Below are 11,110 nucleotides of genomic sequence, written 5' to 3'. Positions count from 1 at the left end.
TTTCCGGTCCCCGTTGGAGGGGGTTTGTTTCGCGCCTTCCGGCGTGATCACTACTTTAGCGGATTCCCCCGGCGACTCCTAATCGGAGTCCGGAACCGAATTCCGGCATGCCGAAATCAATCCCGTTCAGGGGCCGTGCAGTAGTGGATCCCGCCGAGTGGCGTGAAGTGCCGCCCCGGCCTCCTCGCGGACGCCGCGGCAACTCGAAGAACTCTACACGAGGTTCAGGGGTGCTCGTGCCCACCCCCAGCCTCGCCCCAGCCTCACCCCCGCCACTCCCCCCAGGCGCCGCTACCCCCGCTCGTACTCCTCCCGGTGCAGCTTCTCCCCGGGGGCCTCCTGGAGGGCTCGCAGGGACCAGGCGAGGAGGACGCCGATGAAGCCGATCAGCATCAGGTTCTGTGCGGACCGCTCGCTCCGCCCGTCCCCTGTCGTTCCTTCCCCCGTGCTCTCACCGCGCCGGACGAACCCCTCCCAGGTGCGGCGGAAGGCCAGGGCCGTACATACGGCGACACCGGCAACGACGATCGCGTTGACGAGGCCGCCGACCTTGGCGATGGCGAGGCCCTGGTAGCCGAGGCGCAGTGCGAAGGCGCCGGCCAGCGCCGCCGTCAGGGCTCCGACGGCGACGGCGGCGCGGCGCCAGGCGTACCCGCCGTCGTGCTCGACCCAGGTCGTACCGAAGAACCGGATGGGTTCGGGCCGCCGGGCACCGTCCCCGGCCCGGCCCCTTCCCGTCGTGCCCGTCGTGCCCGTCGTGCCCGGGGTCCGGCCGGGGTCGTGGTCCCGGCCGTCGGCCGTCGGAGTCCGGTTCTGTCCAGTCATGCGTCGATTATTGCCACGCTATTGCCCCGCGCCGGGGCGCCTCGGCGGCCGAGCGGAGGCGGTCACGACACGATCGCTATCCGCACTGAATCGTCACGAAATCGCTGCTGCCCGTTTTCACATACGCATCGGATACGTACTGACCGGGTGCGATGTTGTCCCAGATGTTTGTCGTACCGCAGGGGCCCGAGATGGTCTCGCCGCGGGTCTGGCAGCGGATGGGGACGCGGGTGTTCTGCGGAAGGATCTTGATCAGCTGGCTGCTGGTGCTCGGGCCGCTGCGCACGTTCACCTGGTAGCCGGGGGCGAGCGGGTAGAAGACGGTGCCGGCGGCGGCCTGGACGGCTACCGGGGACTCCACGTCGAGGGTGCCGGGCCGCACCTCGCCGGCCTCCCGGGTCTGCTCTTCGACGACCTCTTCGTTGGCCATATTGCGCCCTCCCCTGTTTCGAAACGACCGTCAAAAAGCTGTTGTTGACGGGAAAATGACATGCGCAGGCTAGCAAGGCCGGGCACGGCCTCCCGGGCATCAGGTGGCCCATCGATTAGGCTCCGCAAGCCGCCTATGCGGCCGACACGACACGGGGGTGGGGAATGCCGCCGCTGCGCGATACCGGGAACGGCCCGGAAGCGGAGGATCCGGAGTACGCGGGCCGGTATCGCCTGGAGGGCCGTCTCGGCGCGGGCGGCATGGGCGTCGTCCACCTGGCGCACTCACCGTCGGGGCTGCGGCTCGCGGTCAAGGTGGTGCATGCCGAGTACGCGGCGGACCCCGAGTTCAGAGCGCGGTTCCGGCAGGAGGTGGCGGCCGCTCGCCGGGTCAGCGGGGCGTTCACCGCACCGGTCGTGGACGCGGACCCGGACTGCGAACGGCCGTGGATGGCGACGCTGTGCATCGCCGGGCCGACCCTCGCCGCGTACATCAAGCGGAACGGACCGCTGGCACCGGACGAGGTGCGCCGGCTGGCGGCGGGGCTCGCGGAGGCGCTGCGCGACATCCATCGCGCGGGGGTCGTCCACCGCGACCTCAAGCCCAGCAACGTCCTGCTCTCCGAGGACGGACCGAAGGTCATCGACTTCGGCATCTCCCGCCCGTACGACAGCGAGTTGAGGACGGAGACGGGGAAACTGGTGGGCACCCCGCCGTTCATGGCGCCCGAGCAGTTCCAGAGGCCGCGCGAGGTGGGTCCGGCCGCGGACGTGTTCGCGCTGGCGTCGGTGCTCGTCCACGCGGCGGCCGGGCGGGGGCCGTTCGCCTCCGACAGTCCGTACCTCGTCGCGTACCAGGTGGTGCACGACGAACCGGAGCTGGAGGGCGTACCGGCGGACCTCGTCCCGCTGATCAGGGACTGTCTGGCGAAGGACCCTGAGCTGCGGCCGACGCCGGACGTCATCATGTCGCGGCTGCCGCCGCTGCCGGAGGACGCGCGGCCCGCTCTGCCGCGGCTCCCGGACGTGCCGTACGAGCCGCCTCCCCGGCCGCCCCGCCGGGGACTGCGCCCGCCCAGGGCCGAGGCCCGTCCTCCGCGGGCGGACACACCCGTCACGCACACCGGCCGGCCCCCGGCGCGGTGGCGCAGAGAAGTAGAGGTCAGCCCTCCGGCCCAGGCCCCGGCCGCGGCACCCCGGTCCCGGTGGCGGCGGGTCACCTGGTTCGCGGTAGGGGCGGTCGCGACCGTGGCGCTGGGTGTGGGTGCCGGGTGGGCCGTGCGGCATGCGGACACCGGGGACGAGCCGTTGCAGACGCGTGCCACCACCGTCGGTACCGTCTGGCAGCCGTGGCAGGCGCCGCTGCCGGGGAAGCCGCCGGTGCGCGGCGAGGCCCGTCCCGCGTTCTGCGACCACTCCGAGGGCGCGCTGTACTGCTCCGCCCCCGGGCTGCTCGCCACGCGGATCAACTCCCTCGACGGCAAGGTGGTCTGGCGCCGCGAGGAGGCGGGCGGGCGGGCCGGTGCGGCGCCGGTGGCGCCCGTGGTCGGCGGCGGGCTGGTGCAGGCCCTGTCCCCCGACGGCCGCCGGCTGTCGGCCCTCGATCCCGCCTCGGGCGCGCGGCGCTGGGCCAGGGACGTGTCGCGGTACGTCGGGAGGGTCTACTTCGCGGGGGACACGGTCCTGCTGGTCGCCGAGGACGGCACGGTCACCGCGGTGGACGCGCGGACCAACAAGGAACGCTGGCGGCACGCCATCCCCGGGTACCGGAACCCGGTCTTCTCCTCCTACGGCACCGGGCCCGCCTACGCCGTCACGCCGTCGGACAACGGCCGCCGCACCCGGATCGTCGCCGTGGACCCGCTCACCGGCAGGACGCTGTGGCAGTGGACGGCGAACGGCAGCCTGTCGGTGGTCGGCGCCCGTTACGACGGCGGCCTCTATCTGACCGCCTCCGACGCGGACAACCGGGTCTCGGCCGTTGTGCGCTACGACCCCGCGGCACGGCGGGAGCGCCGGGTGCTGCTGAACGCGCCCGTGATCGCGTCGAGCGCCGTGTCGCGCCGGGACTCCGTCTACGTCCTGTCCGCCGACGGCGGGCTGCTCTCGGTGGACACCGAGCGCGGGGTGCAGCTGTGGCGGGTGGAGACGTCGGTGGCCAATGCGTCCGCTCTGGTGTCCGACCACCGCAGGGTGTACTTCTCGGCGGCCGACGGGCGCCTGATAGCGGTGGACACGTCACACGGCGAGCTGCTGGGCCAGACCAAGCCCCGGCTGGCCCGGGCCGGGCAGGGCTTCCCCGGGGTGCTGCCGCCGCCGGTCGCGGCGCGGGGGAAGGTGTACGGCTCGGCGCCGGACGGGACGGTGTTCGCCGTGAGCGGCCGTGAGCCGGAGCACTGGCACTGAGACTTCCGGATCGCCGACGCTGAGACTTTTTCGCCGGGGCCGCCGTCCCGCGTCCCCGGCGAACTCCAGCGGCACCACCGGAAGTTCGGTACACCCCGGACAGCTACTGCTTTCGCGGGGTCAGTCGCGGTCCATGTGTTCCCGAAGGACCGCGCGGTTGTTCGCGTCGATGTCGTAGGTGGTCTTGTTCCAGTCGTCGGTGGTCACGACGTCCACCGACCAGATCAGTTTCTTGCCCTCTCCGGCCTTCTCATCACCGGTGTCGAGTTCCAGGGTGGTGACCGTCCCCTTCTTGCGCCCGGTGGCCGTCGCCGCCGCCTCCTGGGGAGTGACGCGGGCCGCCTTGAGCCGGTCGGCGAGCTTCTGTTTGTCGTCGCCGTCCTGGTCGGCGTCGGCGGTGGAGCGGGTGACCTTCCCGGTGACGCCGTCGACGACGACGGAGTGGGCCGTTCCGTCGGCGGTGGCGACCTCGGCGTGCCATTCGGGGCCGCCGCCCGAGGAGGAGCGCTTCAGCTCGACGGCGACGAGCTTGCTGCCCGCGACGTCGTCCGTCGCCGCCCGGGCCGCCTGCTCCCAGCCGGTCTTCGCCGCGGGGACGAGGGCCTTGCGCTCGGCCTGGTCCCCGGTGAGCGGCCGTTCCGTTCCGGTTGCCGGGGAGGAGGCCGGCGGTGAAGAGGCCGGTGCGGAAGCGGGCGGTGGTGTCGAGGCGCCGCCTCCGCCGTTCCCGACGTCGTCACCGCACCCGGCGAGGAGCAGGCCGGCGGTCGCGGCGCCGCAGGCGGCCAGGGCGGCGGCCCGGAGCCGGGCCGGGCGCGGGCGGGGGCCGGGGCGTGGGGCGTTGTCCTTTTGGTCCTTGATGAGTCCACTCGGTGCCATGAGTGCACTTGTTGCCCCGATCGCGGTTCCGCATGTCACCCCGGACCGGGGATCACTCGGGTGACCGTTCCCCGGCGGACCGCGGATTCAGTCCTCCGGGTACGCCAGGCCGTGCATCCTGTCGGAGAACCTGCGGTACAGCTGTCCGAACACCCGCTGCTCCTCCTCGCTCCACCCCTCGAACACCTCGTCCAGCAGCCGGCGCCGCGCCTGGTTGATGGCCGCGACGGTCTCGTGTCCCTGAGGGGTCGCCTCCGCCACCTTGACGCGGTGGTCGTGGGGGGCGGGGCGGCGCGTGATGAGGCCGCGCTGTTCGAGCTTGGCCAGTTCGCGGCTGACGGTGGAGTGGTTGAGGTCGACCAGCCCGGCGAGGTCGGTCACGCCGATCGGGCCGAGCATCTGGACGCGGGCCAGCAGGGGGAAGAGGGCGCGGTCCAGCGTCACTCCCGCCCGGCGGAGGAGCAGGTCGAAGAGCTTGGGCCGGCTGCCGCGGGAGACCGCGTCGAGCCATGCCTCGTAGAAGTCGTCGTTCGCCATCGCGGCTCATTATCCGCGCGGCCCGGGCTCCGGTGTCCCGGTGCCCCAGGCCGTGGCGGTGCGACGGCCCGGGACGGGACGGAACGGAACGCGGCGGGCCGGGTCAGCCCAGCTTGCTGATGTCGCGCACCGCGCCCTTGTCGGCGCTGGTGGCCATCGCCGCGTAGGCGCGCAGGGCCTGCGACACCTTGCGCTCGCGGTCCCGCGGCGCGTAGACGCCGCCCAGCGCTTCCCGGCGGGCGGCCAACTCCTCGTCGGGGACGAGGAGTTCGATGGAGCGGCCGGGGATGTCGATGCGGATGCGGTCACCGTCCTCGACGAGGGCGATGGTCCCGCCGGAGGCCGCCTCGGGCGAGGCGTGGCCGATGCTCAGGCCCGAGGTGCCGCCGGAGAAGCGGCCGTCGGTGATGAGCGCGCACTTGGCGCCCAGGCCGCGGCCCTTGAGGAACGAGGTGGGGTAGAGCATCTCCTGCATGCCGGGGCCGCCCTTGGGGCCCTCGTAGCGGACGACGACCACGTCGCCCTCCTTGACGCGCTTGGTGAGGATGGCGTCCACCGCCTCCTCCTGGGACTCCACGACGACGGCCGGGCCCTCGAAGGTCCAGATCGACTCGTCGACACCGGCCGTCTTCACCACACAGCCGTCCACCGCGAGGTTGCCGTACAGCACGGCCAGGCCGCCGTCGGCGGAGTGGGCGTGGGCGGTGTCGCGGATGCAGCCGTTCGCGGCGTCCACGTCCAGCGACTCCCAGCGCTCGGACTGCGAGAACGCCTCGGCCGAGCGGACGCAGCCGGGGGCGGCGTGGAACAGCTCGACGGCCTCGGGGGCGGGCGAACCGCCGCGCACGTCCCAGCGCTTGAGCCATTCGGCGAGCGAGTCGGAGTGCACGCTGTGGACGTCCTCGTGCAGGTGTCCGGCGCGGTGCAGCTCGCCGAGGATGGCGGGGATGCCGCCGGCCCGGTGGACGTCCTCCATGTGGTACGAGCCGTTGGGCGCGACCTTGCAGACGCAGGGGACGCGGCGCGAGACGGCGTCGATGTGTGTCATGTCGAAGCCGAGCCCGGCCTCCTGGGCGGCGGCCAGCAGGTGGAGGACGGTGTTGGTGGAGCCGCCCATGGCGACGTCGAGGGCCATCGCGTTCTCGAAGGCGGCGAGGGAGGCGACGGAGCGCGGGAGGACCGTCGCGTCGTCCTGCTCGTACCAGCGGCGGGTGATCTCGACGACCGTGCGGCCCGCGGCCTCGTACAGCTCCTTGCGGGCGGTGTGTGTGGCCAGCACCGAGCCGTTGCCGGGGAGGGCCAGGCCGAGCGCCTCGACCAGGCAGTTCATGGAGTTGGCGGTGAACATGCCGGAACAGGAGCCGCAGGTGGGGCAGGCGGCCTCCTCGATGCGCTCCAGGTCCTCGTCCGAGACGGACTCGGAGACGGCCTCCGACATCGCGCTGATCAGGTCGAGGTTGGTGCGGACCGTGCCGTCGACCAGAGTCGTCTTGCCGGCCTCCATGGGGCCGCCGGAGACGAAGACGGTGGGGATGTTCAGGCGCAGGGCGGCCATGAGCATGCCGGGCGTGATCTTGTCGCAGTTGGAGATGCAGATCAGCGCGTCCGCGCAGTGCGCCTCGGTCATGTACTCGACCGAGTCGGCGATCAGGTCGCGGGACGGCAGCGAGTAGAGCATGCCGCCGTGGCCCATGGCGATGCCGTCGTCCACCGCGATGGTGTTGAACTCGCGGGGCACGCCGCCCGCCGCCTTGATCGCTTCCGAGACGATCCGGCCGACCGGCTGGAGGTGGGTGTGGCCCGGCACGAACTCCGTGAAGCTGTTCGCCACCGCGATGATCGGCTTGCCGAAGTCCTCGCGCGCTACACCCGCGGCGCGCAGAAGGGCTCGGGCGCCCGCCATGTTGCGGCCGTGGGTGACGGTACGGGACCTCAGCTCGGGCATGTTCGCTCCGCTCCTCGATGTGTGTTTCGAGGGTACGCGGGGGATCCGTGATCCGGACACGGTTTCCGGGATGTGAGATGCGCCCCGGTCCCGCCCTTTCTCCGTTTCTGCGGGGTGGGCCCCGCGCCCCCTTGAAACCGCGCTCCGCGCGGTTGTCCTCAATCGCCGGACGGGCTATTCAGCCCGTCCGGCGATTGAGGACGCGCGCCGCAGGCGCGCTCAGGGGGGTGCGGGGGCTTGCCCCTGCAAGAAACGGTGAAAGGGCGGGCCCGGGGCTACCCACCCCCCGCCAAATGCCCCTGCACCGCCGGCGCCACCATCCCCACCACCACATCGAAATCCGCCGACGCCAGCGGCTCCACCTTGATCACATAACGCAGCATCGCGACCCCCACCAGATGGGCCGCCGCGATCTCGGAGCGCAGCTGCGCGTCCGGAATGGACAGCCCCCCGGCGATGCGCAGCATGAGCCGATGCGTGACGAGGTCGCGGAAGACCCCCGCCGCCGTCTCGTTGGCGACGGCCGAGCGGAGGATGGCGAGGAGGGGCTCGCGGGTGACGGGGTTTTCCCAGACGCCGAGGATGAAGCGGGTGATGCGTTCGCCGGCGTGGTCGCGGTCGCCCTCCAGGAGGACGTCGGGGGCGGGGAGGGCGGGGGCGAAGGCGACCTCGACGGCGGCGGCGAAGACCTGTTCCTTGGGGCCGAAGTAGTGGTGGACGAGGGCGGGGTCGACGTCGGCGCCCTTGGCGATGGCGCGGATGGAGGCCTTGTCGTAGCCGTGCTCGGCGAATTCGGCGCGGGCGGCGGCGACGATGCGTTCGCGGGCGCCGGGGCCGTTGCCCGCCTCGGCGCGGGGCGGACGGCCGCGCCGCCTGGGCGGAGGTGGAGGCGGGGTCACGGCCGGGCCGCGCCCGTCGGGGAGGCGAGGTGCAGCCGGGTGAAGGCCAGCGCCTCGGCGAGGTCGGCCTCGCGCTCGGCGGCGGACATGGCGCGCCGGGTGTTGACCTCGACGACGATGTGGCCGTCGAAGCCGCTGACGGCGAGGCGTTCCAGCAGCTCGGCGCAGGGCTGCTTGCCGCGCCCCGGGACCAGGTGCTCGTCCTTGTTGGAGCCGTTGCCGTCGGCGAGGTGGACGTGTGCGAGCCGGTCGCCCATTCGGGCGATCATGTCGAGCGCCTCGGTGCGGGCGGTCGCCGTGTGCGAGAGGTCGACGGTGAAGTGCCGGTAGTCGTCCTTGGTGACGTCCCAGTCGGGCGCGTAGGCGAGCAACTCGCGGTCGCGGTAGCGCCAGGGGTACATGTTCTCCACGGCGAAGCGGACGTCCGTCTCGTCGGCCATCCGCCAGATCCCGCGCACGAAGTCGCGGGCGTAGGAGCGCTGCCAGCGGAAGGGCGGGTGGACGACGACCGTGGTCGCGCCGAGGCGTTCGGCCGCGGCCTTGGCGCGCTGGAGCTTGACCCAGGGGTCGGTGGACCAGACGCGCTGGGTGATCAGCAGACACGGCGCGTGGACGGCGAGGATGGGCATCCGGTGGTAGTCGGAGAGCCGGCGCAGGGCGTCGATGTCCTGGCTGACCGGATCGGTCCAGACCATGACCTCGACTCCGTCGTAGCCCAGACGGGCGGCGATCTCGAAGGCCGTCGCCGTGGACTCCGGGTAGACCGAGGCCGTGGACAGGGCGACCTTCGCATCCGGGATGCGCACCACTGGCTCTGTCACGAGGGACAGCGTACGACCGCCCGTCACACGGCGGGCAGGTGGTCCAGCCGTCGCAGGATGACGCCCTCGCGCAGCGCCCACGGGCACAGCTCGACCTCGTCCACCCCGAACAGGTCCATCGCGGCCTCGGCCACCAGCGCTCCGGCGAGCAGCTGCGGGGCGCGGCCGGCCGACACACCGGGCAGTGCGGCGCGCTGGTCGGGGGTCATGGCGGCGAGCCGGGGGACCCATTCCTCCAGCGCCTTGCGGCTGAGGACGCGCTGGACGTACAGGGCCTCGCCGTTGGGGGTGCCTCCCGTGCCCTTGGGGCGGGGGGAGGCAGTGGCGCCGGCGATGCGGGCGAGCTGTTTGAAGGTCTTGGAGGTGGCGACGGTGCGGTCGGGGGCGCCCAGCCGGGCGAAGTTGCCGACCGTCCGGGCGATCTCGGCGCGGACGTAACGGCGCAGCTCGCGGACGTCGGCGGGGTCGGGGAGCGGGTCGGGCAGCCGGCCGGCGGTGAGCCGCCCGGCGCCGAGCGGGAGGGAGACGGCGACGTCGGGTTCCTCGTCCTGGCCGTAGGCGATCTCCAGGGAGCCGCCGCCGATGTCGAGGACGAGGAGCTTGCCGGCCGACCAGCCGAACCAGCGGCGGACGGCGAGGAAGGTGAGCCGCGCCTCCTCCTCGCCGGAGAGCACCGGCAGCCGGACGCCGGTCTCCTCGTGGACGCGCGCGAGGACGGCGTCCGCGTTGGGTGCCTCGCGGACGGCTGAGGTGGCGAACGGCAGGACCTCCTCGACGCCCTTGTCCTCGGCCGCCCGGAGGGCGCCCTTGAGCACGTGGACGAGGCGGTCGACGCCGGCGCCGTCGAGGGCGCCCGAGTCGTCGAGAAGTTCCGCGAGGCGCAGCTCGGCCTTGTGGGAGTGGGCGGGCAGCGGGCGCGCACCGGGGTGCGCGTCCACCACCAGCAGGTGGACCGTGTTCGAACCCACGTCGAGGACACCGAGTCTCATGCCGTGCACGCTACTGGGACCGGTGGGGACACATAGGCTTGAGGTGTGGCAAAGACGAAGAAGGCGAAGGCCCCGAAGCAGCAGAGCACGTCCGACGAGGTCGGGCTCGACTTCGCCCGCGCGTGGGTCGAGTTCCCCGACCCCTCCGACGACGAGCAGGTCTTCCGCTGCGACCTGACCTGGCTCACCTCCCGGTGGACCTGTGTGTTCGGCAGCGGCTGCCAGGGCATCAAGGCGGGCCGGGCCGACGACGGCTGCTGCACGCTGGGCGCGCACTTCTCCGACGAGGACGACGAGCGACGGGTGGCCGGGCATGTGGCACGGCTCACACCCGACATCTGGCAGTTCCACGGCGAGGGTTCCTCGCCGGACGGCTGGACGCAGCTCGACGAGGACGACGAGCGGCAGACGCGCCGCTGGCAGGGCTCCTGCATCTTCCAGAACCGCCCGGGCTTCGCGGGCGGCGCCGGGTGCGCGCTGCACATCCTGGCCCTGAAGGAGGGCCGCGAGCCGCTGGAGACGAAGCCGGACGTCTGCTGGCAGCTCCCCGTCCGCCGGACCTACGACTGGATCGACCGGCCCGACGACACCCAGGTCCTCCAGGTCACCATCGGCGAGTACGACCGGCGCGGCTGGGGGCCCGGCGGGCACGACCTCCACTGGTGGTGCACCTCCGCGCGCTCCGCGCACGGCGCCGGGGAGCCGGTGTATGTCAGCTATCGGGCGGAGCTGATGGAGCTGATGGGGAAGAAGGGGTACGCGCGGCTGGTGGAGCTGTGCGAGGAGCGGTTGGCGTCGCTGCTGCCGATGGCCCCGCATCCGGCGGATCCGGCGTCCGAGGGGCGCCAGGAGCGCTGAGGACGGGCGCGGCGCCGGTCTCCCTGCCGGGCCCCGGCCGCCGCAGGCCCTCGCCGGGCGCGCCCTCACACCTCGCCGCGCGCCCTCACCGCGCGCTGTCATCGTGTGCCCTCACCGCGCGCTGTCACCGGTTCCCGGCCGCCGCAGCCGTCCCGGCCCGCCGACCGTCACCACCGAAGCGCCGGGCGCCAGCCGCACCCGCGCCCGCCACGGTCCGGCGGGCTCCCGGTCGGGGTCGGCGGAGACCGTGAACGTCACGGACCGGCCGGGGGCCAGCACCCCGCCCCTCCGGCTCAGCCGCAGCCACCCCTTGTCGGCGGTCACCGCCCAGTGCACCTCTTCGCCCACCGCCGTGAGCGTGATGGCCGTGTCGGCCCCGCTGGGCTGGGCCGCGAGCGTCAGCCGTCCGGGGCCGCCCCACAGGCCCGGCGGCGCGGGCGGCGGCGTCCCGGTGCCCGGGGCGGCCTCGGGGGCGCCGTCGGCCTCCTCCGTCCGGTCGCGGGCGCTGCCGTCGGCGGGCGCCTC

General features: G+C 73.0%; 10 protein-coding genes and 1 pseudogene. 2 read left to right on the top strand and 9 right to left on the bottom strand.

Annotated elements, in window-relative coordinates; translation table 11 throughout:
* Window positions 1-291: 291 nt before the first annotated feature.
* Together HN013_RS31655 and HN013_RS31650 are read right to left on the bottom strand one after the other, a co-directional pair.
* The gene (locus HN013_RS31655) at window positions 292-825 is read right to left on the bottom strand and encodes an EamA/RhaT family transporter (RefSeq protein ID WP_249375664.1); all 534 of its coding nucleotides are present in this window, start codon (window positions 823-825) and stop codon (window positions 292-294) included.
* Window positions 826-901: 76 nt separating this feature from the next.
* Complete coding sequence (locus HN013_RS31650) at window positions 902-1,255, bottom strand: SH3 domain-containing protein (protein ID WP_171172393.1); 354 nt, start codon at window positions 1,253-1,255, stop codon at window positions 902-904.
* Between the two features lie 164 nt (window positions 1,256-1,419).
* Here HN013_RS31650 and HN013_RS31645 point away from each other — a divergent pair, with 164 nt between their 5' ends.
* A complete protein-coding gene (locus HN013_RS31645; RefSeq protein WP_171172391.1) occupies window positions 1,420-3,660 on the top strand; it encodes a protein kinase domain-containing protein in 2,241 nt (746 codons plus the stop codon).
* Window positions 3,661-3,780: 120 nt separating this feature from the next.
* Here the strand turns inward: HN013_RS31645 and HN013_RS31640 are convergent, their stop codons facing one another.
* From HN013_RS31640 to HN013_RS31615, 6 genes are all read right to left on the bottom strand, one after another.
* Window positions 3,781-4,536, bottom strand: coding sequence for a PepSY domain-containing protein (locus HN013_RS31640; RefSeq protein ID WP_171172388.1), 756 nt, complete (start codon window positions 4,534-4,536; stop codon window positions 3,781-3,783).
* Window positions 4,537-4,623: 87 nt separating this feature from the next.
* Window positions 4,624-5,073 carry a MarR family winged helix-turn-helix transcriptional regulator gene (locus tag HN013_RS31635; RefSeq protein WP_171172386.1) on the bottom strand — a complete coding sequence of 150 codons (450 nt, stop codon included), beginning with the start codon at window positions 5,071-5,073 and terminating at the stop codon, window positions 4,624-4,626.
* A gap of 103 nt (window positions 5,074-5,176) precedes the next feature.
* A complete protein-coding gene (gene ilvD / locus HN013_RS31630; protein WP_171172385.1) occupies window positions 5,177-7,018 on the bottom strand; it encodes a dihydroxy-acid dehydratase in 1,842 nt (613 codons plus the stop codon).
* 275 nt (window positions 7,019-7,293) lie between these two features.
* On the bottom strand, window positions 7,294-7,917 hold the full coding sequence (locus tag HN013_RS31625; RefSeq protein ID WP_171172382.1) for a TetR family transcriptional regulator: 624 nt from the start codon (window positions 7,915-7,917) through the stop codon (window positions 7,294-7,296).
* Window positions 7,914-8,738: a sugar phosphate isomerase/epimerase gene (locus tag HN013_RS31620; protein ID WP_171172381.1), complete on the bottom strand. Its 825-nt coding sequence runs from the start codon at window positions 8,736-8,738 to the stop codon at window positions 7,914-7,916. Before HN013_RS31620 ends, HN013_RS31625 begins: the two co-directional genes overlap by 4 nt.
* Before the next feature lie 23 nt (window positions 8,739-8,761).
* Window positions 8,762-9,727, bottom strand: coding sequence for a Ppx/GppA phosphatase family protein (locus tag HN013_RS31615; protein WP_171172379.1), 966 nt, complete (start codon window positions 9,725-9,727; stop codon window positions 8,762-8,764).
* Between the two features lie 45 nt (window positions 9,728-9,772).
* On the opposite strand from HN013_RS31615, the gene HN013_RS31610 reads away from it, so the two are divergent.
* Window positions 9,773-10,585 carry a hypothetical protein gene (locus HN013_RS31610; RefSeq protein ID WP_171172377.1) on the top strand — a complete coding sequence of 271 codons (813 nt, stop codon included), beginning with the start codon at window positions 9,773-9,775 and terminating at the stop codon, window positions 10,583-10,585.
* A gap of 111 nt (window positions 10,586-10,696) precedes the next feature.
* Here the strand turns inward: HN013_RS31610 and HN013_RS31605 are convergent.
* A pseudogene (locus tag HN013_RS31605) lies at window positions 10,697-11,110 on the bottom strand (sigma-70 family RNA polymerase sigma factor); the annotation flags it as partial.

The organism is Streptomyces sp. I05A-00742 (assembly GCF_013055795.1).
Lineage (GTDB): Bacteria > Actinomycetota > Actinomycetes > Streptomycetales > Streptomycetaceae > Streptomyces.
This window is presented reverse-complemented; position numbering and strand designations above follow the sequence as displayed.

What these genes read in the sequence shown, in the direction of transcription:
- HN013_RS31655 (WP_249375664.1), bottom strand. Translation starts at nt 825, where the DNA reads ATGACTGGACAGAACCGGACTCCGACGGCCGACGGCCGGGACCACGAC.
- HN013_RS31650 (WP_171172393.1), bottom strand. Translation starts at nt 1,255, where the DNA reads ATGGCCAACGAAGAGGTCGTCGAAGAGCAGACCCGGGAGGCCGGCGAG.
- HN013_RS31645 (WP_171172391.1), top strand. Translation starts at nt 1,420, where the DNA reads ATGCCGCCGCTGCGCGATACCGGGAACGGCCCGGAAGCGGAGGATCCG.
- HN013_RS31640 (WP_171172388.1), bottom strand. Translation starts at nt 4,536, where the DNA reads ATGGCACCGAGTGGACTCATCAAGGACCAAAAGGACAACGCCCCACGC.
- HN013_RS31635 (WP_171172386.1), bottom strand. Translation starts at nt 5,073, where the DNA reads ATGGCGAACGACGACTTCTACGAGGCATGGCTCGACGCGGTCTCCCGC.
- ilvD (WP_171172385.1), bottom strand. Translation starts at nt 7,018, where the DNA reads ATGCCCGAGCTGAGGTCCCGTACCGTCACCCACGGCCGCAACATGGCG.
- HN013_RS31615 (WP_171172379.1), bottom strand. Translation starts at nt 9,727, where the DNA reads ATGAGACTCGGTGTCCTCGACGTGGGTTCGAACACGGTCCACCTGCTG.